Below are 21,725 nucleotides of genomic sequence, written 5' to 3'. Positions count from 1 at the left end.
GCGGTGATAATGCCGGCCATGACATACCAACTTCTCAAGATGGCCCACGTGGCGGCAGTTGTCGCCTGGATCGTCGGATCGCTGTTCGTCTCCCTGTTCCTGTTGTCGTCGCAGCCGCAAGACGGCGATGACGCGCCCAAGGAACGCAAGATGCTGGGTGCGCTGCGCCGGTGGACCCTGTGGGTGACCACGCCGGCGATGGTCATCTCCTGGATGATCGGCCTGCACCTGGCGATGACCTTCGGCTGGTTCGCGATGAACTGGATCTGGATCAAGGTCGGCTGCGCGCTGGCTTTGTCCGCCTTGCTGGGCATCCAAAGCGCCGCGTTGCGCCGTATGGCGCAGGGCAGCCCGAAACGGCCGCCGGCAGTGGATCTCTACGCGCCGTTCACCGTCATCGCCTGCGCGGTCATCGTGACACTGGTCGTCGTCAAGCCGTTCTGATGCGGCACGGGCGGCTTATGCCGCCGGGCCATATCCAAAGATCCCCGTAATAAGGACTCAACGAAGTATTCGTTCGTGCCCGTCGGGGCCCTCCCTAGAATCGTCTCTCTCATAACTGCATTGACTTAGAGGCGATTCCATCATGACTACCCGTTTTCTAGGTGCGCGCACCGCGCAGGGCAACACCCCGCCCGTCAAGCGGACGCGGCTCGTCCTCAAAACGCTGTTGGGCGCCGTGCTGGCATCCGCCGCGATGTTCCATGGCCCGGCATTTTCCGCGGATCCCAAGCCCTTGAAAGTGGGCGTGCGCGGCGGGGTGGACGAGCAGATCTGGGAAGTGGTGACCCAAGTGGCCAAGAAGAATGGCCTGGCCGTCGAACCTGTGGTCATTACGGGCACCGCCAGCCCCAACGAAGCGCTGAACAACGGCGACCTGGAAGCCAACGCCTTCCAGCACATTCCTTTCCTGAACGACCAGATCAAGCAGCGCGGCTACAAGCTGGTGCCGGTGGCGAACACGCTGATCTCGCCCATCGCCTTCTATTCCAAGAAGTACAAGTCGCTGAAAGAGCTGCCGGACGGCGCCCGCGTCGGCATCCCGAACGACCCCAGCAACCAGACCCGCGCGCTGGTGATCCTGCGCGACCAGGGTCTCATCACGCTGAAGGACGGATTTGACCCGGCGACCGGCACCGCCACGCTGGCCGATGTGACCTCCAACCCCAAGAAGCTGAATTTCGTTGAAAGCGCCTCGGTCGTGCTGGCGCGTTCGCTGCCGGACGTGGACACCGCCGCCATCGTCAACAGCTTCGCCTACCAGGCGGGCCTGATCGCCACGCGCGACGGCATCGCGGTGGAGAAGAAGGAAAACAATCCTTACGTGAACATCATTGCCGTGCGCGAAAAGGACAAGAACGCGCCGTGGGTGCCCGAGCTGATCAAGGCCTACCACTCTGAAGAAGTCCGCCAGTTCATCCTGAGCAAGTACGAAGGCTCCGTGATCCCGGTCTTCTGAGATGCAGCACGAATTCTCCAACCCCGGCCCGGCGGTAGCGGCCGGGTCGCCTGCTGGGCCAGACTCCCACATCGTTTTCGACGGGCTGCAAAAGCGTTATCAAAGCCCGCAAGGCGCGGTGGCGGCGCTGTCTGATGTGTCGTTCTCGGTGGCGCGGGGCGAGGTCTTCGGAATCATCGGGCGCAGCGGCGCGGGCAAGTCCACGCTGCTGCGGTCCATCAACATGCTGGAACGCCCCTCCGCCGGCCGCGTGCTGGTCGACGGGGTGGACGTGGGCCAACTGGACGAAGACGGGCTGGTGGGCCTGCGCCGCCGCATCGGCATGATCTTCCAGCACTTCAATCTGCTGTCGGCCAAGACGGTGGCCGAAAACGTCGCGCTGCCGCTGCGCGTGGCCGGCGTGAAGCCCGCCGCCGCGCGCGCGCGGGTTGAAGCCCTGCTGGACATGGTGGGGTTGCGGGACAAGGCGGACGTCTATCCGTCCAAGCTGTCAGGTGGCCAGAAGCAGCGCGTGGGCATCGCGCGCGCGCTGGTGCATGAGCCGGAAATCCTGTTGTGCGACGAAGCCACGTCCGCGCTGGACCCGGAGACCACGCAATCCATCCTGGCGCTGCTGCAGGACATCAACCGCAAGCTGGGGCTGACGGTGGTGCTCATCACGCACGACATGGCAGTGATCCGCGAAGTCTGCCACCAGGTGCTGGTGCTGGACGGCGGCCGCAAGGTGGAGCAAGGCGAGGTCTGGCGCGTGTTCGGCAACCCGCAGGCGGACGCCACGCGCGCGCTCCTGCGCCCCTTGCAGCACGAACTGCCCGCGGACCTGGCGGCCCGGCTGGTGCCCGACTTGCAGGGCCGCGATGGCGTTGCCGTACTGCGGCTGCGTTTCACTGGGCAGGGTCGGCCTGACGGCGTGTCGCTGCAGGCCTTGGCGGCAATGGGGCCGGGCGCCACCTTGCTGCATGGCGGACTGGACCGGTTGCGCGGCCATGCGCAGGGCAGTCTGCTGGTGTCGGTGCCCGCGGGCGCATTACAGGAAGAGGCCGCGCGCGCCGCGCTGGTGGCCGATCAGATCAAGGTGCTGGGTTATGTCGCTGCCGATGCTTGATAAATACCTGCAGGCGTTCCTGCAGACCCTGGCGATGGTGAGCGTCTCCGCCGTCATCGCGATCGTGTCGGGCCTGGCGCTGGCCGTGGTGTTGACGGTGACCGCACCCGGCAACCTGTACCCCAAGCCGCGCTTGAACAAGGCGCTGTCGATCACGGTGAACACGTTCCGCGCCATCCCCTTCATCATCCTGCTGGTGGCCATGCTGCCGTTCACGCGCTTCCTGGTGGGCACCACGTTGGGAACCTGGGCGGCCATCGTGCCGCTGTCGGCCAACCTGGTGCCGTTCTTTGCGCGGATCGCGCAGGTCAGTCTGAACGATGTGGATCACGGGCTGGTGGAGGCGGCGCGCGCGATGGGTTGCCGGCGCTGGCACATCGTGCGCCACGTGCTGTTGCCCGAGGCCTTGCCCGGCATCATCGGCGGCATGACGGTCAGCGTCATCGCCATGATCAACGCATCGGCCATGGCCGGCGCCGTGGGCGCCGGCGGCTTGGGCGACCTGGCGATCCGCTACGGCTACGAGCGTTATGAAACCCGGGTGATGTTCGAGGTGATCGTGATCCTGATCGCGCTGGTGTCGATCGTGCAGTTCACCGGTGAATGGCTGTCGCGCCGGGCCGACCACAAGCGGTAGGCACGGGGCGGCGATGCGGGCGGGCGGACAAATCGGGTCAGGGCAGCGCCGAGAGGATGCTGGCCAATTGCTGCTTGCCCAGTTGTTCCTGTTCGGCGGACATCTTGCCGATCGCCGCCATGTGCTGGCGGAACCGGTTCAGGTCGTCGTCGCGGTCGAACAGCAGTTCGTCGTGGTCCGCGTACCAGTGCTGGCGGTTGTCGTCCAGCAACGTGATCATCTGGCCGAACTCCTGCAGGATGCGCGTCTCAAGCGTCCAGACCTGCGCAAGGCTGGCGCTGCGCCGCGCCAGCGACGCGTCCAGGCCCGTCAGCATTTTCTGCTTTTCCGGTTCGCGGATCGCCAGCGAACGGATCATCGCGGGCATGTCCTTCAAGACCTGCAGGCTTTGCTGCTGGTATTTCGGCACCAGACGCTCGGCCTGCTCAAGAATCATCCGGCTTTCCACCAGGCCGGTGTCCCGGGCCAGCCGGTGCGCGTCCAGCAGCCGCGGCATGCCGATGTCGTTCAGGTCCTGAAGATAGGCCTTGTGCTGCGCCAGCCGCTCGCCGGCCACGGTCTTGATGATGCGTTCCAGCTCGCCGTAGAACCCGGTGGCCTTGGGCGTGGGGTCGATGACCGGCAGGGCGTCGGGCACGTCTTCCGGGCTCGTGACCATCAGCTGCAAGGTGTCTGCGACCTTGCGGATTTCGGCTGCGGCCACTTTTTCCTGCTCGCGTTCGCTGGCATTGCGCACGCCGATCACCACGGCCGACACAAGCACCGCCAGGCCGGCGAACAGCGCAATGCGCAGCCAGCCAGGCCGTGCACGCGGGGATCGCAAAGGCTTGTCCTGGGAAATCATGGCGCACCAGAAATTGGGGACACGGTTTTGAATGTAACGCAGTTTTCCGGCAAGGGCGTGACGCCTTTGCAATATCCGATGACAGGAGTTCAGCTATGTCCGACACCACGCAGCAAGGCTTTGCCACCCGCGCCATCCACCTGGGGTACGACCCACTGGAGGAACAGGGCGCTTTGTCGCCGCCGTTGTACGTGACGTCCACCTACACCCAGGACAGCATCGAAACCTTCGACCAGATCCGCCTGGGTGAAAAGCAGGGCTATGTCTATGGCCGCACGCGCAACCCCACGCAGGCGCTGCTGGAAGAGCGGCTGGCGTCCCTGGAAGGCGCTGAAGCTGGCGTCGTGACCGCATCCGGCATGGCAGCCATTTCCGCCACCTTGTTTTCGCTGCTGCAAAGCGGCGACGAGATCGTGGTGGACCAGATTGTCTACGGCACCGCGTTCACCTTGTTCACGCAAGGGTTGAGCCGCTTTGGCATCCACGCCGTCTTCGCCGACTTTACGCGGCCCGAGACGGTTGCCGCGGCGATCGGTCCCAAGACGCGCGCCGTCTATTTCGAAACGCCGGCCAATCCGAACCTGCGCCTGGTCGATATCGCCGCCGTGTCCGCCATCGCGCGCGGCAAGGGCCTGTTGACCATCGTGGATAACACTTTCGCCACGCCGGTGCTGCAACGCCCGCTGGAACATGGCGCCGACATCGTGCTGCATTCCGCCACGAAGTACCTGGGCGGCCACGGCGACCTGTTGGCAGGGGCCGTCGTGGGTCGCAAGGAACATATTGACGCCATCCGTCTGCAAGGGCTGCGCTACTTCACCGGCGCGACCTTGTCGCCGTTCACCGCCTTCCTGGTGCTGCGCGGCATCAAGACGCTGGAACTGCGGGTGCAACGCCATAGCGAATCTGCCTTGAAGGTGGCCAAGCTGCTGCGCGAGCACGGGGCCGTGGCGGACGTGTTCTATCCGGGCCTGGAAGGCACCGCCGGCGCGGAGATCGCGCGGCGCCAGCAGGCGTCGGGCGGCGGCCTGGTGGCCTTCGAGCTCAAGGGCGGGCTCACTGCGGGGCGGACCCTGTTGAACAGCCTGAAACTGGCGCGCATCGCCGTCAGCCTGGGCGACCCGGAAACGCTGATCCAGCATCCCGCGTCGATGACGCACGCCAGCTATTCGGCAGAAGACCGCGAAAAGTACGGCTTGTCCGAAGGGCTGCTGCGCCTGTCCGTGGGGCTGGAGACGCCGGAGGACATCCTGGCCGATCTCAAGCAGGGCCTGGATCGGGTGTAGGGGACGGGGCGCAGGCCTCACGCCGCCACGCGACCCATTCGCCTGCGCCGTCGAAATGACGCAGGCCGCGGGCGGCGGTTGCCCGCCCTGCGCGCAGCACGTCCATGTCCAACCCCGGCAGGTTGCGCAGCAGGGCGGGCGACAGGTGGTCGATGTCCAGCACGCGCTCGTCCAGATCCATGCGCATCAGCCCACCGCCGTCGGTAGGCACGCGCACGAACCACAAGCTTTCCATGTAGTCGCCGAACCATGGGTCGGGATACATCGCTTGCGTGAAGACGAAGCCGAATTCGTGGATGTCGCTCCAGGGCCAGAACTCCTGGATGCCCATCGCGCGCGCCAGTTCGCTTTCGCGGGTGAGGCCGGCGTCATCGAAACGCACTGTCTCGCGCAAGGGATCTTCAGGGGGCGGTGGGCCGTTCAGGAAGCGCTTGAGGCGTGACCACATGGCAGGCAAGGGGCGGAATCGGAGACAGATGGCGCAGTGTACCGGGCCGGCATTCTGTAAAAAATGTTACAACCTTTGATTCTCGTCAAATCCACGCCTCGGCGCGCACGGTAGGGTTTCGCCTTTGCCTGATGGGCCGCCGGCGATCGGCCGGCCGGCGTGGGCCAGACGACAAGCGCAGCAAGGACAGGATTGATGACAGACAAGACCCCGCAAGCCGAACAAGCCGTAGCCGCCACGCCGAACAAGCGCGCGGGGGCCGCCGCCAAGCGTACCGCCAGCACCCGCGCCGGCACCAGTTCGCGCCGGGCGCAGCCGACGGCGGCGCCGCCTGTTGAACCGGTGGTGCAGGCCCGCAAGCGCGTGGCCGCCCGGGAAGACGCCGCTCGCCAGGAAACCGTGTCGGTGCTATCCGACATCGCGCGCCGCTACACCGTCGGACCCGAGGCGCAGGCCCACGAAGCCTTGCGTTCCGTCATCGAAGACCTGTCGCCCGACGATGCGCGCGCCGTGCATCGCGCGTTGCTGGATGCCAGCACGCAGGGGCCGAGCGGCCGCCGCAATCCCGACGAGGAACTGGCGACCGATTGGCGCGAGGGCATCTATCCCTATCGCCACCGCATGCTGCGCCGCAATTACGAAAAGCAGAAGTACCAGCTGCAGGTCGAGCTTTTGAAACTGCAGGCCTGGGTCAAGGCGACCGGCCAGCGGGTGGTGATTCTGTTCGAAGGGCGCGACGCCGCGGGCAAGGGCGGCACCATCAAACGCATGATGGAACACTTGAATCCGCGGGGCGCACGCGTGGTCGCGCTGGAAAAGCCGTCGGACACCGAGCGGGGCCAGTGGTATTTCCAGCGCTATGTGCAGCACCTGCCCACGGCGGGCGAGATCGTGATGTTCGACCGGTCCTGGTACAACCGCGCCGGCGTGGAACGCGTGATGGGCTTTTGCTCGCAGCAGGAGTATCTGGACTTCCTGCGCCAGGTGCCGGACTTCGAACGCCATCTGGTCACGAGCGGCATCCATCTGGTCAAGTTCTGGTTCTCGGTCAGCCAGGAAGAGCAGCGCCGCCGCTTCCTGCAACGCAAGGTGCACCCGCTCAAGCAGTGGAAGCTCAGCCCGGTGGATCTGGCCTCGCTGGACAAATGGGACGACTACACGCGCGCCAAGGAAGCGATGTTCGCGCATACCGACACCGCGGACGCGCCGTGGATCGTGGTCAAGTCCGACTGCAAGAAGCGCGCGCGGCTCAATGCGATGCGCTATGTGCTGAGCCGCCTGCCGTACGAAGGCAAGAGTGGCGACGCCGGCATGGCGCTGGACCCGCTGATCGTGGGCCGGGCGCTGTAGGCGTTCAGGCGCCCAGGGCCTTCAGGTTCAACGTGTAGCTGCGTCCGATCCAGACCGCGCAGTCGCGGTGGTCGCGCAGCGAATCGCCGGTATTGGGATGCATGAAAACATCCAGCGCACCATGGTTCAGGGTCAGCCAGGTCGAGATCTCGGCGAAGTGCGCCGGGGTAAATGCGATCTGGTAGCTCCATTGCGGATGCGGGCCGACGGGGCGCTCATGGAAGCGCCCCATTTCCATCTTGCCGTCGAACTGCGCGATCACGCGTTCGCGCAGCGCGAACGCGGCATCACGGCTGGCGCCGTCGAAATACACATGGGCGTGCCAGCTGGCGACGCTGCTTACGGCGACATCGTTCATGGTGGTCTCGTCAGGTTCAGCCACCGGCGCGCTTGGCGCGATGGCCGCTTTTTATCAGGGTATCGATGATGCGGTCGCAGTGGTCGCCCTGGACTTCGATCACACCGTCCTTGACCGTTCCGCCCGAGCCGCAAGCGTTGCGCAGCTGCTTGCCCAGCACGCCCAGCGCAATCGGGTCCAGCGCCAACCCCCTGACCACGGTCACGCTCTTGCCGCCACGGCCCTTGGTTTCGCGGGATACGCGGGCCACGCCGTCGCCAGCGGGTACGGGAGAGGGGGCTTTGCATTGGCACTGCGCCAGCGCCTGCCGGCAATCGGGGCACATGCGGCCGCTTTCAGTGGAATAAACCAGGCCGCCGGTTGAGCTGCGTTTCATGATGGACGTTGCGGAAATTCAAGGATATGCGCCGGATTATGCCAGCCCGGCACGCCTTACTTGCCCCGCATCTGGTCGATCAGCCGGCGGTCGCGCTTGGTCGGGCGGCCCGTTTCGATCCCCAGGGCGGGTTCCGGCGCCAGGCGCCGCATCTCGGCCGCGCGCTCGCGCGCCGCGACGCTTTCCGGCGTTTCTTCGTACAACAGGCGGGCGACCGGCGCGGGGCCGCGCACGCCGCTCACCGCAACCACGCGCACCTGCAGCGCCGGGTCTTCCTTGCGGACGGTGACCCGATCACCGGGAGCGACTTCGCGCGAGGGCTTGGCGGCCTGGTCGTTCACGAAGACCCGGCCTTTGCCGATTTCCTGCACGGCCAGGCTGCGCGTCTTGTAGAAGCGGGCGGCCCAAAGCCACTTGTCGAGTCGAATCTTGTCCATCTTGGCTGTCCCTGCGCAATTCTGCTTCAAGCCATGATGATAGCTGCGCCGGCAGGACGCCGCTGTGCGAAAAAAAAGCGGCGCCCGACAAGGGCGCCGCAAGACCGGCAATCCGGCAACCGGGCTGGCTGGCCCGGCAGTACTCAATCCAGCTTCAGGTCCGCTTCCTTCACGACGCGCTGCCACTTGGCGATTTCGGCGCGGCGGAAGGTGTCCAGTTCAGCGGGCGTCGAGCCGATCGGCTCGGCGCCGATGCCGGCCAGCTGTTCGGCGATGGCAGGGTCCTTCAACACCTTGGCCAGCGCTTGCGACACCTGGTCGACGATCGCGGGCGGCGTGCCGGCCGGGGCGAAGACGGCATTCCATTCATACGTCTCATAGCCCGGCACGCCGGATTCCGCGATGGTGGGCAGGTCGGGCGCGGTCTTCGAGCGTTCCAGACCGCCGACGGCTACTGCGCGCAGCTTGCCGTTCTTTACGTGCTGCCAGGCCGATCCCATGCTGGCGAACATGACGGGCACCTGGCCGGACATGACGTCGATCATGGCCGGGCCGCCGCCCTTGTAGGCCACATGCTGCAACTGCGTCTTGGCCAACAGGTTGAACAGTTCGCCTGCCAGGTGCTGCGCCGAACCGGGGCCGGCCGACGCGAAATACACGTGGTCCTTGGCGCCGGGCTGGCCCAGCTTGATCAGGTCGGCCACCGTCTTGACCTCGTACGAGGGCGTGACGACCAGCACGTTCGGCACGCGCAGCAGCAACGAGACAGGCGCGAACGCGGTGAGCGTGTCGAACTGCATTTTGGAATGCAGCGCGGGATTCTGCGCGTGGTTCGAGGCGTCCAGCATCAGCGTGTAGCCGTCGGGCTGCGCCTTGGCGACGACCGCGCCGCCGATCATGCCGCCGGCGCCGCCGCGGTTTTCAATGACGACGGGCTGGCCCAGTTCGGCGGCCAGCTTGGGGCCGATCAGGCGGGCTACGACGTCCACGGTGCCGCCGGGCGGATAGGTCACGACCAGCGTGACGGCGCGTTCGGGATAGGCGGCGGATGCCGTGCTTGCGGCGCCGGCCAGCAGGCCGGCGGCAACGAGCAGGCCGCTACCGCGCGCCAGGCGTTTGATCAGGTGGGTCATGGTTTGTCTCCTTGGAATTGGAACAGCTGCAACGGCGTGCCGGCAAGCACGGCGTGCCGTTGCGTGGGGTCGTCGATCCAGGCGTCCAGCCATTGCGTCGCCGCAGGGTAGGACGCCAGGTGGCGGTGTTCGGTATGGGGCCAGTCGCTGCCCCACATCAGGCGGTCCGCGGTGTAGGCGGCCAGCAGTTGCTGCGCGGCCAATCGGCCGGATGCGGCACAGTCCGCGGCCTGCCAGTTGCGGTAGGGGGCCGACAGCTTGACCCACACGCGGCCGCTGCCGGCCTGTTGCAGCAGGTACAGAAAGCCGGGGTCCGACACGCCGAGTGCCGGGTCGGGCCGGCCGAAATGGTCGACGACCACGCGGCAAGCGGCAGCCAGCAAGGCGGGCAGGATATCCGGCAGGCGAGCCGCCTGGATATGGACTTCGACGTGCCAGCCCAGCGCATTCACGCGAGCCAGCAGGGCCTGCCAGCCAGGGGCGGCAAGCTCGGGCACGGGCAAGCCGATCAGGTTCAGGCGGATGCCCACCACGCCGACGTCGGCCAGCGCCTGCAATTCGCCGTCGGCGATGCCGGGGGCGACGACCGCCACGCCACGCAGGCGTCCAGAAGCAGCGCGCACGGCGTCCAGCAGGTAGCGGTTGTCGGTGCCTAGAAAGCTGGGTTGCACCAGCACGCCGTGACTGAGCCCGTGCGTATCCAGCAGCGCCAGGTAATCGGCCAGCGTCGCGTCGTAATCGGGCGTGTGGCGGCGCGTGTCGGCAAGCGCCAGGCCTTGCTGGAATACGTGCGCATGGGTGTCGACGGCAACGCCGGTCGCGAGCGGGGGCAAGGCGGTCTCCTGTTCTGTGCGCGGACGTTGTCCACGCTGTTCTGTAAGGCGGGATTCTAAGAAGTCAGGGTATAGTTTTCTATTGTGGAAAATCGCTTTTTATATATCGGATTGATATGGAAACCCGGCACCTGCGTTACTTCCTGGCGGTGGTGGACCACGGCAGTGTCAGCCGCGCATCGGAATGGCTGGGCATCGCCCAGCCCGCCTTGAGCCAGGCGCTCGCCCGCATGGAAAAGGATCTGGGGGTGCGCCTCTTTGAACGCTCGCGCCAGGGTGCCGCACCCACGCCGGCAGCGCTTGCCATCCTGGAAGACGTGCGGACCAGCGTGGCGCGTATCGATGCGGCGGCGCAGCGGGCGCGCGAGATCGGCCGCGGCAGCGCGGGGCAGTTGACGGTGGGGCTGGTGTCATCGGCGCTTTTCGACACCTTGCCGCGCGCGCTGCGCGAAATGCGGCGGCAGGCGCCTGGCGTGCGCGTGATCTTGCGCGAAATGAGCAACGCCGAACAAGCCGAGGCCCTGCAGACGGGCGAGATCGACATCGGCCTGATGCACACGCCGGTCGCCGTGGGCGGGCGCATGCGGGAACGGCAGTTGTTGCGCGACCGGCTGGTGGCCGCGGTGCCCGACGAGTTCGTCGTGGCAGAAGACGGGCAGGTATCAATGGCGCAGATCGCGCAAGCGGGGCTGGTGATGTATCCGCAGGCGCAGTTGCCGGCGTTCTATGCGGGCATCCTGGACGCCATGCGCAAGGGCGGGCACGATGCCCAGGTGGCGCAGGAGGCCAACCGGACGTTGACCGTCCTGTCCTGCGTGGCGGGCGGGTGCGGCGTGGCGCTCTTGCCCAGCTGGATCCGCACGATGAATTTCGGCGGCGTGCGTTTTTGCGAAGTGCGCGACGGCCACAGCTTGCCCAGCTTCGACCTGAGCGCGATCTGGCCGGCCCGTTCGGTGCCCACGCTGGCTGATCTTTTCGCCAATCTGGACCTCGGTCCGCGCTGATTTTCGCTCAGCCTTTCACTGCGCGTTCAGCGGCGCTTTCAGAACGCTTAAGCCTGGCTTAAAACGGCATTTTGTCCGGAACCCGGGCCATCCACCCCGTCTAACCAGAAACGGTTATTCGGGGGCTTGCCCATGGATCTGAACTGGCAGCAGCAATTGACGGAAAGCGCGCTGTGGCTCGTGCGCGCCTTCGGCATCACGGCCATCGCGATGGCCGCGATGGCGATGGTGCTGGCCCGCAGCACCGATTGGGGCCGGAAATTCTGGCGCCTGGCCTGGCCGTACCTGACGCCGCGGCGCAGTTGGCGCCCCTTGCTGACGTTGGCGATGCTGCTGCTTCTGGCGATGGCGGCGGTACGCATGACCGTGTTGTTTTCCTTTTGGTACAACGGCTTCTACAGTGCGCTGCAGGCACTCGACCGCTCCGCGTTCTGGCGCTTTTTGGGCATCTTTTCGGTGCTGGCGTGCGTGCACGTGGTGCGCACCCTGGCCGACAGCTATGCCGGCCAGTCCTTCGACATCCATTGGCGCGTGTGGCTCAACGACCGGCTGACGCGTGACTGGCTGGGCGCGGGCGCCTACTACCGCGGCCATTACGTCGATACGCCCGTCGACAACCCCGACCAACGCATCGAGCAGGACATCGCGATGTTCGTCACGGGTTCACGCACGCTGGCCATCGGCGCGTTGAGCGCCATCGTATCGTTGGTGGCGTTCACGGGCATTCTGTGGGGCCTGTCCGGCCCCTTGTCGGTCGCGGGCGTCGAGATCCCGCGCGCCATGGTGTTCGTGGTCTTCCTGTACGTGATCGTCGCGACCTGGTTCGCCTTCAAGATCGGCCGGCCCTTGATTCAGCTGAATTTTCTGTCCGAACGCTTGACCGCCAACTTCCGCTACGCGCTGGTCCGACTGCGCGAAAACGCCGAGAACGTGGCGTTCTACCAGGGCGAAGCGGCGGAGCGCGCCACGTTGTGGACGCGGTTCACGGCCTATATCGCGAACTTGTGGGCGCGGGTCTACCGAGGCCTGAAGTTCGACGGGTTCAACCTGTCGGTCAGCCAGGTGGCGGTGGTGTTTCCCTTCATCCTGCAGGCCCCGCGGTTCTTCAGCGGCGCGATCAAGCTGGGCGATGTGATGCAGACGTCGCAGGCGTTCGGCCAGGTGCAGGATGCCCTGTCGTTCTTTCGCACGTCCTACGATTCCTTTGCGCAGTACCGTGCCACGCTGGACCGGTTGAACGGGTTCCTGGATGCCAACGAAGCCGCGCGCGCCTTGCCCTCCGTGCAGACCGAGCCGCTGCCCGACGCGATGGAGATCCACGGCGTCACGGTGACGCGGCCGGATGGCAGCACGTTGCTGCGCGAACTGAACCTGCAGATGCGCGCGGGGCAGAGCTTGCTGATCAAAGGCCCCTCGGGCAGCGGCAAGACGACGCTGTTGCGCGCCTTGGCCGGGTTGTGGCCCTACGCGCAAGGCCACGTGCGCCGGCCGCAGGGCGCGGCGGCGCTTTTCCTGTCGCAGCGGCCCTATCTGCCGCTGGGCGATCTGCGCGGCGCCGTGGCCTACCCTGGTGAGGCGCAACCGGAAGACGATGCACGCCTGGCCGAGGCATTACGCCAAGTCAACCTCGGGCATCTGGCCCAGCGCCTGGATGAAGTCGCGGATTGGTCCCGCATCCTGTCATTGGGCGAACAGCAGCGGGTGGCGTTTGCGCGGGTGCTGTTCAACCGGCCCGCCATCGTGTTCCTGGACGAGGCCACGTCTGCCACCGACGAAGGGCTGGAGTATATGCTGTATAGCTTGCTGCGCGGCGCCTTGCCCGATTGCATGCTGGTCAGCGTGGGCCATCGCAGCACGCTTGACCCGTTCCACACGCATCGGCTGGTGCTGGACGGCGCGGGCAACTGGACGGCGGGGCCGATGGCGCCGCCTGCCGCCGGCACGCCGTTGCGCGCTGCGGCTTGAGGCCACCCGGCCGCGTGGGCCGGGCGCCTCGGGTGAGCTTTACGTGCCCACGCGCAGCGGCCCGGTCAGCTTGCGCAGCGCGGCAATCACGCTTTGCGCGGTGATGCGGCCGGTCTTCGGATTGGCCGACGGAATGTTCTGGATCTCCATCGAGAAAGACGCCGAATCCGACACGACTTCAACGCGATGGATATTGCGTTCGAGCGACGGGTCCGCCCAGATTTCCAGCGTGGTGCGGTCCGGCCCGATGCCCGCCAGCGACACGCTGATCGCCACGTTCAGGTTGGCCGGAAAGCCGACGGCGGCCTCGCGCGGCGAACCGCGGAAGATCAGGCGCGGTTCGGTGATGTCCGCGATGTCGATATTGTTGTCGGTCAGGTAAGGCGCGCCCAGCAAGCCGCGCACAGGCTTGCGGGTGATCATCGTGACGGAATGGATCACGCCTTCGGCGGCGGCAGTGATGGCGTCCAGGCCCAGGATGGCGCCCGACGGCACCAGGATCTGACCGTGGTGCTGGCGTGCCAGTTCGATCAGGTCGTCGTGGCGCAGCAGGGCGCCCGAGCTCAGCACCACCATCTTCTTGCCGCTGCGCAGCACCGGTTCGGCGATGTTGCGGAAGACAGCGGCCGGCGCGCATTCCACCACCACGTCGCAATGTTCGTGCAGGGCATCGATGGTGGTGAAGGTCGGGGCGGCTGGCGTCCAGGCGAAGGCCGGCGGAGCCTTGGGGTCGCGCACGGCGACGGCGGCGAGGGTCAGGCCGGGCAAGCCGGCATCCAGGGATTGCGCCACGGCTTGGCCGATGGCGCCGAAGCCGGCGATGCCGACGCGGTAGCTGTTCATAAGGGTCCAGAAGAGGGCTGCGGCGGACCGCGGCGGTTCACGGGGCGAGGGCGCCAATTCACAGGGCGCTGGGCTGCCGGCCACTGTAGCTACCGTGCCGGCGGGCGTCAATGCGCAATGAGGGGCCGCGCCCGGCCCGTCGCCTATCGCCCGGGATGTGAAATCGCGGCGCCAACGGCCCGGGGCAGGGGTCGGAGCGGCATCTCGAATTCCACACCGGCATAGTCCGGCGCGATATCGATGGCGCCCGAGGCCAATTGACCGGCCCAGTCGTCCAGCACACGGCGTTCTTCCGCGCCGACCTTGGCGCCGACCACCAGGCGCAGCGACGCGGCTTCCTCCAGTCCGAAGCGCGTGATCCGGCCAACCGCCAGCGCGCCCGCGGCATGGTCGGCAGCGGCGCGCTCCACGCACAGCCCCGAGTCCGCCAGGGCAGATGCCAGGTACACCTGCGGATCGCGGGCCACCCAGTCCAGTACATTGCCGATCTGCCACACGCCGGTTTCGCGGCATACCCGCGTCACGCCGTCGCGGCCGCCATCCATCATGGCGAACAGCACGCGGGCGTCCCGTGCGGACAGTGCGCGGGTCCAGGCCGCGCCCAGTTCCGGGTCGTGCTGGTTGCCGCAGAATGCGGTCAGCGGGTCCTGGCCGGTCACGCGCCGCACGCCATCGGCATAGGCGGCGCGGCCCTTTAACCCCGGCCGCACGCGCTCGCCCGACAGGTGGGCGGCCCGGCCGTTGCTGGCGCGCAAGCCGGCCAGCACGCCTGCCAGAAAGGCTGAGTGTTCCTGCAGGATCTCGTACGACGCGACATTGGGGCCGGTGTGGTGCCCCTGGGTGATGGCGAATTGCGTGCCCGGAAATCGCGGCGCCACCTCGGCGACGGGCGCGTCGCCCTGGCCGCCATGCACGATGACGAGATCCGGGGCCGTGTCGCACAACTGTGCGATGCGCTCGGCGCGCGTCTTGGCGTCGTTGGCGGCTATCCATTCCCGCTGCAAAGGCAGGCCGGCCTGCGCGGCGCGTTCGGCGCCTTGCACGGCGGCTTCGTTGAATCCGCCACGGCCCGGATGGCCGAACAGCACCAGTATTCGGCGGGCGCTCACAGGCTGGCTCCCGTGGCCCGCACCACCGGCCCCCAGGCCTCGGCCTGAAGACGGACGAAGTCCGTGAATTGGGCGGGCGATTTGCGTGCCAGCACAAAACCTTGCCCTTCAAGCTTCGTACGGATGTCGGGCGTTTCAAGCACGCGGCCGATTTCCTCGTTCAGCCGCTGCGACACTGCATCGGGCAAGCCTGCCGGACCGGACAGGCCGACGAAGTTTTCGGCGATCAGGCCGGGATAACCCAGTTCACCGACGGCGGGGATGTCGGGGGCTTGCGGCACGCGCTGCGCGGTGGTGACGGCCAGCAGGCGCAATTGGCCGGTCCGCAGGAACGGCAGGTTTTGCGGCAGGGCGTCGACGGCAACGCGGATCTGTCCGCCCAGCAAGTCGTTGCGCATGGCGCCGGACCCTTTGTAGGGAATGTGCTGCAGGCGTGCGCCCGTCTGTCGGGAATACAGTTCCCCCACGATCTGCCCCACGGAGGCCAAGCCGCCGCTGCCGTACTGCACGGGCTGGTCTTGTGCGCGGATCCACGCGGTCAACTCCGCGAAGGTGGCGACCGGCACCGACGGATGCACGACGAACACGGTGGGCACCGCGCCGACATAGGCGATGTGGTTGAAGCTGGAGAGCGCGTCATAGCCGCCTTGCGGCATCAGCGCGGGCGAGATCGACAAGGGCGCCGAATTCGACATCAGCAGGGTGTAGCCGTCGGCCGGCGCCTGGGCCACCAGGCTGGCGCCGATGGTGGAGCCCGCGCCGGGCTTGTTTTCGATGACGATCGGCTGGCCCAGCCGTTCGGCCAGCACCGGTGCGATGAGCCGCGCGGCGATATCGCTGGCGCCGCCGGGCGGGAACGTGACGACCAGGCGGATGGGGCGGTCGGGCCAGACGGCGGCGCGTGCGGCGCGCGGGCGCGCCAAGGGCAGCGCCAATGCGCTGGCAAGCATGAATTTTCGACGGGAGAGCGGCATGGCGGGGCTTCTACATGGCGGCCGCGCGGGCGGCAAAGGGGCGTAATGTAGAAAACCGGGCAACGCCTGACAAAGAATTTGTAGCCGTTTGCTTATGCCCGCCGCGGCAAGCCGCGGCGGGTTCACTTCAAGGGCGCATGGCCCGATCGTCAGCTGCCTTTCTGCGCGCGGGCCATATAGTCGATGGTCAGGTTCGACAAGGCGCGCACGCCGTTCACCAAACCGGACTCATCCACGTAGAAGCGCGGCGAGTGGTTGGGCGCGGCCTTCTCCACATCGGTGCCCTTGGGCGTCACGCCCAGGTAAAAGAACATGCCGGGCACCTTTTCCTGGTAGAAGGAAAAGTCTTCCGATGCCGTGGACTTCGGCTGCAGTCCATAGTTGCCTTCGCCCGCCACGCGGCGCAACGTCGAACCCATCTGCTCCGTCAGCGCCGGGTTGTTGACGGTGGCGTTATAGAGTTCGACCACGCGCACGTCGGCGCGGGCGCCGGCGCTTTGCGCGATCATCTCGGCGGTGCGGGCGATGCGTTGATGGATGTCCTTCTTCATGCCTTCGTCATACGTGCGGATGGTGCCCGTCATGGCGACGTTGTCCGGCACGATGTTCATGCGGTTGCCGCCGTGGATGGCGCCCACCGTGATGACGGCCGGCTCCAGCATGCTGTTGATCTGGCGGCTGGGAATGGTCTGCAGGCCCAGGATGATCTGCGAGCTGACGACGATGGGGTCGATGCCCGACCAGGGGCGCGCGCCGTGCGTCTGCTTGCCGGTGACGTCGATCCAGAACTGGTCGGCGGCGGCCATGGCCGGGCCGCTACGCCACGACAGCCAGCCGGCCGGGTAGGCGCTGGAGACATGCAGGCCGAAGATGGCATCCACCTTGGGATTGTCCAGCACGCCCTCCTGCACCATCATCTTGGCGCCCCAGATCTTCTTGCCGTCGGGTTCGAAGTCGGCCGGGCTTTCCTCGGCGGGCTGGAAAATGAATTTCACGCTGCCGGGCAACTGGTCTTTCATGCCGGCCAGGACTTCAGCGGTGGCCATCAGGATGGCGGTATGGGTGTCGTGGCCGCAGGCGTGCATCACGTCCACTTCCTTGCCCAGATAGGTGCCTTTGGCCTTGGAGGCGAACGGCACGTCCACTTGTTCCTTGACGGGCAGGGCGTCCATATCGGCGCGCAGCGCCACGACCGGGCCGGGCTTGCCGCCCTTGAGCACGGCGACGACGCCCGTGCCTGCCACGCCGGTCTTCACGTCCATGCCCAGCGCGCGCAGATGGTCGGCCACAAGCTTGGAGGTGCGCGTTTCCTGGTTGCCCAGTTCGGGGTGTTGATGGATGTCGCGGCGCCAGGCGATGAGCTTGTCTTCGATCGCTTTCGCACGCTGGTCGATCTGTTCGGACAGGGCGGCGTTGGGCGCGGGGGCCAACGGGCCTTGCGTGCCGGGCGCGCTTTGCGCGGCGGCGGGGCCGGCCATCAGCAGATGGGCGGCAAGCGCCAACGGGGCCAGCCGGAACACTGTCTTGCGGGACTGCATGGTCTTCTCCTCGTGGTTGTTAACCTGTTATTGGGTGAGGATCTTACCCAAGCGCCGCGCGGCCGGCAGGTTTGTTACGGATGCTTAAAATCCGCCCCGTTTGATTCCGAAAGGTGGAATTCCGAACGTCGAAATCGCACGTTCAGGCGGCGTGCAGCGCGGGTTTTGCGCCGCGCGCCACGACCCACAGCAGCATGGCTGCCACCACCGATGCACCGCCCGCGATGAGCATCGCGGCGTGAAAGCCGCCGGCCAGCGCATCGGCGAACCACGCGGCGACGCTTGCCGGCTGCTCGGGAATCACATGCCGGGTGACGGCGGCGCGCGCCACGCCGTGCGCATCGCTGACGCCGGCGTGGGCGAGCGTGCGCGTCAACGCGTCGACCGCGCGCCCGCTCATCAATGCGCCCAGCAGCGCGATGCCGATCGTCATACCCGTCTGGCGCAGCGCATTTAGGGTGGCGGACGCCATGCCCGAGCGTTCGCGCGGCACCGTGGCCATGACCGCCATGCTGGTCGACGGCACCGCCAGCCCCATGCCCAGGCCCAGCATCACCATCAGGGATCCGGTCTCGAGCCAGGGCGTGTGCGCCTCGAACCGCATCATGCCCAGCATGGCCACGCCGATCAGGCCATAGCCCGCGACCATCAGCCGCGGCAGGCCGAAGCGAAGATTCAGGCGGCCGAACACCGTGGACACCAGTCCGGCCGCGACGAACTGCGGCGCCATCCGCCATCCTGCCGCCAGCGGCGACAGGCCCTGCACATGCTGCAGATACAGGGAAAAGAAGAACAGGCTGCTGTAGCCGGAAAAGCCCAGCACGAAAGACGCGAAGTTGGTGGTGGCGAAGCCGGTGTCGCGGAACAGGGCCAGCGGCAACAGCGGCCGCGCCGCGCGGTGCTCGACGACGAGGAAAGCGGCCAGCCCCACGGCCGCCACGCAAAGAGAGACCATCGCGTCCACCGCACCCCAGCCGTGTTCGCCCGCGGCGATCAGGCCGTACGTCAGCGCGCCCAGCCACACCACGCTCAGCGCCTGGCCCGCCGGATCGAATGCCGCGTGCTCGGGGTTCGCGCTTTCCTGGATGCCCCATGCGCCCAGCGCGATGGCCAGCGCGCCGACCGGCAGGTTGATCAGGAAGATGCTCTGCCAACTTAGATGCGCCACCAGCAGGCCGCCCAGCATCGGCCCCACGATCAGGGAAATCGCATTGCATGACGCCCACACACCGATTGCCTGCGCACGGGCCTTGGGATCGGGAAACGCCTGCGTCAGCAGCGACAGCGCGCCGGGGATCAGCAGCGCGCCCGCCACGCCCTGCACGGCGCGCCCGGCCAGCAGCACGGGCAGGGTGGTCGCCCACCCGCACAGCGCCGAACCCACCGTGAACAACAGCACGCCCGCCAGCCACGAACGCTTGCGGCCATAGCGGTCGCCCAACGGCCCCGCCGACAGCATGAAGGCGGACAGGAACAGCGCATAGGCGTCCACCACCCATTGCAGGCCCGCCATGTCGATCCGCAGCGCGGCCTGCATGGTCGGCAATGCCACGTTGACGATGCTGATGTCCAGGATGGTGATGAAGCTGCCCAGGTTGACGGCCAGGACGAGGGCGCGGCGGCGGGAGGGGTGCATGGAAGAAACCGGCTAGGGAAAAGATCATTCTAATTATCGACTGACCGTCGGTCAATTGAAAATAACGCATTCTCGATACCATCCGGCAAGCGCCGCCACCGGTGCGGCGCTTGCCAAGGGGGTGACGCCTATTGCAGCTTGATGCCCAGTTCCTTGATCAGCGGCGCCATCTCGGTCCGGTCCGCGTCGATCGTGGCGCCCAGTTCCTCCGGCGTGCTGCCGATGGGGATCATGCCCAGCGTCTGCATCTGCGCACGCATCGCCGGATCTTTCAGGATGTCGGACACCGACTTCTGGATCAGCGCGACGCGGTCCTTGGGAACGCCGGCGGGCGCCATCAGCCCGATCCAGGGTTGCGGCGCATAGTCCAGGCCGGACTCTTTCAAGGTCGGCGTGTCGGGCAGGCCGCCGAATCGTTCCGGGCTGGTGATGGCCACCGCGCGCAGGCGGCCGCTGTCGATCAGGCCCTTGGCGCTGGAGGGCGCGTCCAGGCCCACATCCAGCTGGCCCCCGATCAGGTCGTTCTGCGTCTTGCCGGACGAGGACGACGGCACGTACAGCGCCTTGATGCCGGCGCGCCGGGCCGTCTGTTCCCACACCAGATGAAACGCCGTGCCGATCGAGAACGAGCCCACGCTCAGGTTGCGCGCGCGGCTTTCGCGCACGAAGTCTTCCCAGGTCTTGATCGGGCTTTCCTTGGCGACGATGAAGATGAACGGGGTGCGCGCCACCAGCGAAATCGGCTGCAGGTCCTTTTGCGTGTCGAAGGGCAGGGCATCCACGGCGAACGGCACGATCGTCACGGTGGACGCCACCACCATGCCCAGCGTGTAGCCGTCGGGCGCGGACTTGACCAGGGCGCTGGTGCTGATGATGCCGGAGGCGCCTGGCCGGTTCTCCACCACCACCGGCTGCCCCCAGGCGGCGCCCAGCTTGCTGGCCAGCACGCGCAGCATCACGTCCACCGGCCCGCCGGGCGGGTTGGACACGATGATCTTCACCGGCTTGTCGGGATACGCGGCCGCGGCGGCCAATGGCGTCAGCAGCGCGAGCGCCAGCGCAGTTTGCTTGAACATGAAATTCCCCTTGTGTTGTTGGTGTGTGCGTTGGCCGCGGACTCAGGCCAGGATGTGCTGGTGTGGCGCCATCGGCCAGCCGGGCGCATCGCCGCGGATGAAAGCGATCCAGGCGTCCTGGGTGCGGCGCGTCAGTTGGGCGGCGTGGGCCTCGGGCAATCCGGCAAGCATGGGGGCGGCCGCAAAGGTGTCCACGGTGTCGAAGACGAACGGCAGCTCGATGCAGTGGCAGGCGCCGAAGCGCGCGGTCGGCGCGACGTCGAAGCGCGCCAGCCAGGCTTGCCGGCCTTGCGCGACGGCGTCCTCGGCCCATTGGCGCGAGGGCGCGCCGAAGACCTGCTCGCCCACCTGCAGGCCGTCTGCATCGGCCGTGTGGCCGGGAAAGGCGGCCATTTCGTCGCGGGTATAAGCCACCAGCACGTCCGCGCGGCAGGCGGCTTGCTTCAGCGCAGGCGCGATGTCCTGCGGCAGAACCTGGCCGTCAAGCACCGGGCAGAACTGGCTGCGGCTGCTGCCTTCGGCGCGCAGCACGTCCTGCACGGCAGGGGCTTGCTGCGCCGCCAGCAGGGCGGACACCGGCAAACCGCGTGCCGCGTCCAGGGAGTCAACGCTTGCGGCTTGCAGGAACGCCTGTCCCAGCACGTCGGCCTGCGTGGCGCTGCGAAAACCGCGCCCCAGTGCCGCGCTTTGCAAGATGGCGCGCGAGAAGCGGGGTTGCCGGGCCAGCATGGCGCAGATCGAGGACGCGCCCGCCGACTGGCCCATGACCGTGATCCGTTCCGGGTCGCCGCCCAGGTCCTCGATGTTCTCCAGCACCCAATCGATGGCCGCTTCCTGGTCGAGCAGGCCCATGTTGGCCGTTTGGCCGGGCACATACAGCCAGCCCAGCGCGGCCAGGCGGTAGTTGACGGCCACGACCACCAGGTCGCCCCGGGCCGCCAGGCGCGCGCCGTCGTACCAGTCCAGCGCGCCGCCGCCGCTTTGCCAGGCGCCGCCGTGCAGCCACACCACCACGGGCCGCCGCGCGCGGTCCGCGCCGGGCGTCCACACGGTCAGGTGCAGGCAGTCTTCGGATTGCGGGGCATCGAAATCGCCCATGGCGCCGCGCAGCCGCGAGGGCAGTTGCGGCGCCACGGGGCCTGGGCGCGTGGCGTCGCGATCGCCACGCCACGCCGCGGGTTGCGGCGGCGCGAAGCGCAGGCTGCCCACGGGCGCCTGCGCATAGGGAATGGCGCTATAGCGGCAGATGCCGCCCGCATCGCGCACGCCAGTCAGGGTGCCGGCCCGCAGCACCGCCTGAACGGGTTGATTCAT

Annotated in this window: 22 protein-coding genes; 8 read left to right on the top strand and 14 right to left on the bottom strand. The window is 67.1% G+C overall.

What is annotated here, in order from left to right:
- The 4 genes from AC27VE_RS26655 to AC27VE_RS26640 all read left to right on the top strand — a co-directional run.
- On the top strand, positions 1-444 hold a 444-nt coding region (locus tag AC27VE_RS26655; protein ID WP_488705449.1), incomplete at its 5' end, for a CopD family protein.
- 253 nt (positions 445-697) lie between these two features.
- A complete protein-coding gene (locus AC27VE_RS26650; protein ID WP_234818307.1) occupies positions 698-1,459 on the top strand; it encodes a MetQ/NlpA family ABC transporter substrate-binding protein in 762 nt (253 codons plus the stop codon).
- Position 1,460: 1 nt separating this feature from the next.
- The gene (locus AC27VE_RS26645; protein ID WP_488705448.1) at positions 1,461-2,564 is read left to right on the top strand and encodes a methionine ABC transporter ATP-binding protein; all 1,104 of its coding nucleotides are present in this window, start codon (positions 1,461-1,463) and stop codon (positions 2,562-2,564) included.
- Positions 2,545-3,201, top strand: a complete 657-nt coding sequence (locus tag AC27VE_RS26640) for a methionine ABC transporter permease (RefSeq protein WP_088588938.1) — start codon at positions 2,545-2,547, stop codon at positions 3,199-3,201. The genes AC27VE_RS26645 and AC27VE_RS26640 overlap by 20 nt, the downstream gene beginning before the upstream one ends.
- A gap of 37 nt (positions 3,202-3,238) precedes the next feature.
- On the opposite strand, the gene AC27VE_RS26635 is transcribed toward AC27VE_RS26640, so the two are convergent.
- Positions 3,239-4,024: a hypothetical protein gene (locus AC27VE_RS26635; protein WP_488705447.1), complete on the bottom strand. Its 786-nt coding sequence runs from the start codon at positions 4,022-4,024 to the stop codon at positions 3,239-3,241.
- A gap of 116 nt (positions 4,025-4,140) precedes the next feature.
- Here AC27VE_RS26635 and AC27VE_RS26630 point away from each other — a divergent pair, with 116 nt between their 5' ends.
- Positions 4,141-5,331 carry a trans-sulfuration enzyme family protein gene (locus tag AC27VE_RS26630; protein WP_488705446.1) on the top strand — a complete coding sequence of 397 codons (1,191 nt, stop codon included), beginning with the start codon at positions 4,141-4,143 and terminating at the stop codon, positions 5,329-5,331.
- On the opposite strand, the gene AC27VE_RS26625 is transcribed toward AC27VE_RS26630, so the two are convergent.
- Positions 5,306-5,725 (bottom strand): hypothetical protein, encoded by a 420-nt coding sequence (locus tag AC27VE_RS26625; protein WP_488705445.1) that lies wholly within the window; start codon positions 5,723-5,725, stop codon positions 5,306-5,308. The genes AC27VE_RS26630 and AC27VE_RS26625 overlap by 26 nt on opposite strands.
- A 249-nt stretch (positions 5,726-5,974) precedes the next feature.
- Here AC27VE_RS26625 and ppk2 point away from each other — a divergent pair, with 249 nt between their 5' ends.
- Positions 5,975-7,129 carry a polyphosphate kinase 2 gene (gene ppk2 / locus AC27VE_RS26620; RefSeq protein WP_488705444.1) on the top strand — a complete coding sequence of 385 codons (1,155 nt, stop codon included), beginning with the start codon at positions 5,975-5,977 and terminating at the stop codon, positions 7,127-7,129.
- 4 nt (positions 7,130-7,133) lie between these two features.
- On the opposite strand, the gene AC27VE_RS26615 is transcribed toward ppk2, so the two are convergent.
- The 5 genes from AC27VE_RS26615 to AC27VE_RS26595 form a co-directional block, all read right to left on the bottom strand.
- Positions 7,134-7,487 carry a DOPA 4,5-dioxygenase family protein gene (locus AC27VE_RS26615; RefSeq protein ID WP_006225753.1) on the bottom strand — a complete coding sequence of 118 codons (354 nt, stop codon included), beginning with the start codon at positions 7,485-7,487 and terminating at the stop codon, positions 7,134-7,136.
- Positions 7,488-7,503: 16 nt separating this feature from the next.
- Positions 7,504-7,863: a translation initiation factor Sui1 gene (locus tag AC27VE_RS26610; protein WP_427958208.1), complete on the bottom strand. Its 360-nt coding sequence runs from the start codon at positions 7,861-7,863 to the stop codon at positions 7,504-7,506.
- A gap of 56 nt (positions 7,864-7,919) precedes the next feature.
- Positions 7,920-8,300, bottom strand: a complete 381-nt coding sequence (locus AC27VE_RS26605; protein ID WP_088588931.1) for an RNA-binding S4 domain-containing protein — start codon at positions 8,298-8,300, stop codon at positions 7,920-7,922.
- A 143-nt stretch (positions 8,301-8,443) separates the two neighbouring features.
- The gene (locus AC27VE_RS26600) at positions 8,444-9,433 is read right to left on the bottom strand and encodes a tripartite tricarboxylate transporter substrate binding protein (RefSeq protein WP_088588930.1); all 990 of its coding nucleotides are present in this window, start codon (positions 9,431-9,433) and stop codon (positions 8,444-8,446) included.
- Complete coding sequence (locus tag AC27VE_RS26595; RefSeq protein ID WP_488705443.1) at positions 9,430-10,266, bottom strand: amidohydrolase family protein; 837 nt, start codon at positions 10,264-10,266, stop codon at positions 9,430-9,432. The genes AC27VE_RS26600 and AC27VE_RS26595 overlap by 4 nt, the downstream gene beginning before the upstream one ends.
- 116 nt (positions 10,267-10,382) lie before the next feature.
- Between AC27VE_RS26595 and AC27VE_RS26590 the strand changes: the two genes are divergently transcribed.
- Both AC27VE_RS26590 and AC27VE_RS26585 read left to right on the top strand, forming a co-directional pair.
- Positions 10,383-11,270: a LysR family transcriptional regulator gene (locus tag AC27VE_RS26590; protein WP_006225758.1), complete on the top strand. Its 888-nt coding sequence runs from the start codon at positions 10,383-10,385 to the stop codon at positions 11,268-11,270.
- A 132-nt stretch (positions 11,271-11,402) separates the two neighbouring features.
- A complete protein-coding gene (locus AC27VE_RS26585; protein ID WP_488705442.1) occupies positions 11,403-13,235 on the top strand; it encodes an ABC transporter ATP-binding protein/permease in 1,833 nt (610 codons plus the stop codon).
- A 39-nt stretch (positions 13,236-13,274) separates the two neighbouring features.
- On the opposite strand, the gene AC27VE_RS26580 is transcribed toward AC27VE_RS26585, so the two are convergent.
- The 7 genes from AC27VE_RS26580 to AC27VE_RS26550 all read right to left on the bottom strand — a co-directional run bounded on the left by AC27VE_RS26580 (position 13,275) and on the right by AC27VE_RS26550 (position 21,725).
- Complete coding sequence (locus AC27VE_RS26580) at positions 13,275-14,078, bottom strand: aspartate dehydrogenase (protein WP_488705441.1); 804 nt, start codon at positions 14,076-14,078, stop codon at positions 13,275-13,277.
- Between the two features lie 143 nt (positions 14,079-14,221).
- Positions 14,222-15,187, bottom strand: coding sequence for a BMP family ABC transporter substrate-binding protein (locus AC27VE_RS26575; RefSeq protein WP_488705440.1), 966 nt, complete (start codon positions 15,185-15,187; stop codon positions 14,222-14,224).
- Positions 15,184-16,161 carry a Bug family tripartite tricarboxylate transporter substrate binding protein gene (locus AC27VE_RS26570; protein WP_488705439.1) on the bottom strand — a complete coding sequence of 326 codons (978 nt, stop codon included), beginning with the start codon at positions 16,159-16,161 and terminating at the stop codon, positions 15,184-15,186. Before AC27VE_RS26570 ends, AC27VE_RS26575 begins: the two co-directional genes overlap by 4 nt.
- Positions 16,162-16,310: 149 nt before the next feature.
- Complete coding sequence (locus tag AC27VE_RS26565; RefSeq protein WP_006225764.1) at positions 16,311-17,699, bottom strand: amidohydrolase; 1,389 nt, start codon at positions 17,697-17,699, stop codon at positions 16,311-16,313.
- Positions 17,700-17,841: 142 nt separating this feature from the next.
- Positions 17,842-19,335: an MFS transporter gene (locus AC27VE_RS26560; RefSeq protein WP_488705438.1), complete on the bottom strand. Its 1,494-nt coding sequence runs from the start codon at positions 19,333-19,335 to the stop codon at positions 17,842-17,844.
- A gap of 128 nt (positions 19,336-19,463) precedes the next feature.
- Positions 19,464-20,411 (bottom strand): Bug family tripartite tricarboxylate transporter substrate binding protein, encoded by a 948-nt coding sequence (locus AC27VE_RS26555; RefSeq protein ID WP_488705437.1) that lies wholly within the window; start codon positions 20,409-20,411, stop codon positions 19,464-19,466.
- A gap of 42 nt (positions 20,412-20,453) precedes the next feature.
- Positions 20,454-21,725: a carboxylesterase family protein gene (locus tag AC27VE_RS26550; protein WP_488705436.1), complete on the bottom strand. Its 1,272-nt coding sequence runs from the start codon at positions 21,723-21,725 to the stop codon at positions 20,454-20,456.

The sequence above is a fragment of the Achromobacter sp. 18P8.1.1 genome, from assembly GCF_057799415.1.
This window is presented reverse-complemented; position numbering and strand designations above follow the sequence as displayed.

What these genes read in the sequence shown, in the direction of transcription:
- AC27VE_RS26590 (WP_006225758.1), top strand. Translation starts at nt 10,383, where the DNA reads ATGGAAACCCGGCACCTGCGTTACTTCCTGGCGGTGGTGGACCACGGC.
- AC27VE_RS26565 (WP_006225764.1), bottom strand. Translation starts at nt 17,699, where the DNA reads ATGCAGTCCCGCAAGACAGTGTTCCGGCTGGCCCCGTTGGCGCTTGCC.
- ppk2 (WP_488705444.1), top strand. Translation starts at nt 5,975, where the DNA reads ATGACAGACAAGACCCCGCAAGCCGAACAAGCCGTAGCCGCCACGCCG.
- AC27VE_RS26640 (WP_088588938.1), top strand. Translation starts at nt 2,545, where the DNA reads ATGTCGCTGCCGATGCTTGATAAATACCTGCAGGCGTTCCTGCAGACC.
- AC27VE_RS26550 (WP_488705436.1), bottom strand. Translation starts at nt 21,725, where the DNA reads ATGAATCAACCCGTTCAGGCGGTGCTGCGGGCCGGCACCCTGACTGGC.
- AC27VE_RS26580 (WP_488705441.1), bottom strand. Translation starts at nt 14,078, where the DNA reads ATGAACAGCTACCGCGTCGGCATCGCCGGCTTCGGCGCCATCGGCCAA.
- AC27VE_RS26605 (WP_088588931.1), bottom strand. Translation starts at nt 8,300, where the DNA reads ATGGACAAGATTCGACTCGACAAGTGGCTTTGGGCCGCCCGCTTCTAC.
- AC27VE_RS26610 (WP_427958208.1), bottom strand. Translation starts at nt 7,863, where the DNA reads ATGAAACGCAGCTCAACCGGCGGCCTGGTTTATTCCACTGAAAGCGGC.
- AC27VE_RS26600 (WP_088588930.1), bottom strand. Translation starts at nt 9,433, where the DNA reads ATGACCCACCTGATCAAACGCCTGGCGCGCGGTAGCGGCCTGCTCGTT.
- AC27VE_RS26645 (WP_488705448.1), top strand. Translation starts at nt 1,461, where the DNA reads ATGCAGCACGAATTCTCCAACCCCGGCCCGGCGGTAGCGGCCGGGTCG.
- AC27VE_RS26585 (WP_488705442.1), top strand. Translation starts at nt 11,403, where the DNA reads ATGGATCTGAACTGGCAGCAGCAATTGACGGAAAGCGCGCTGTGGCTC.
- AC27VE_RS26555 (WP_488705437.1), bottom strand. Translation starts at nt 20,411, where the DNA reads ATGTTCAAGCAAACTGCGCTGGCGCTCGCGCTGCTGACGCCATTGGCC.
- AC27VE_RS26615 (WP_006225753.1), bottom strand. Translation starts at nt 7,487, where the DNA reads ATGAACGATGTCGCCGTAAGCAGCGTCGCCAGCTGGCACGCCCATGTG.
- AC27VE_RS26630 (WP_488705446.1), top strand. Translation starts at nt 4,141, where the DNA reads ATGTCCGACACCACGCAGCAAGGCTTTGCCACCCGCGCCATCCACCTG.
- AC27VE_RS26560 (WP_488705438.1), bottom strand. Translation starts at nt 19,335, where the DNA reads ATGCACCCCTCCCGCCGCCGCGCCCTCGTCCTGGCCGTCAACCTGGGC.
- AC27VE_RS26650 (WP_234818307.1), top strand. Translation starts at nt 698, where the DNA reads ATGTTCCATGGCCCGGCATTTTCCGCGGATCCCAAGCCCTTGAAAGTG.
- AC27VE_RS26570 (WP_488705439.1), bottom strand. Translation starts at nt 16,161, where the DNA reads ATGCCGCTCTCCCGTCGAAAATTCATGCTTGCCAGCGCATTGGCGCTG.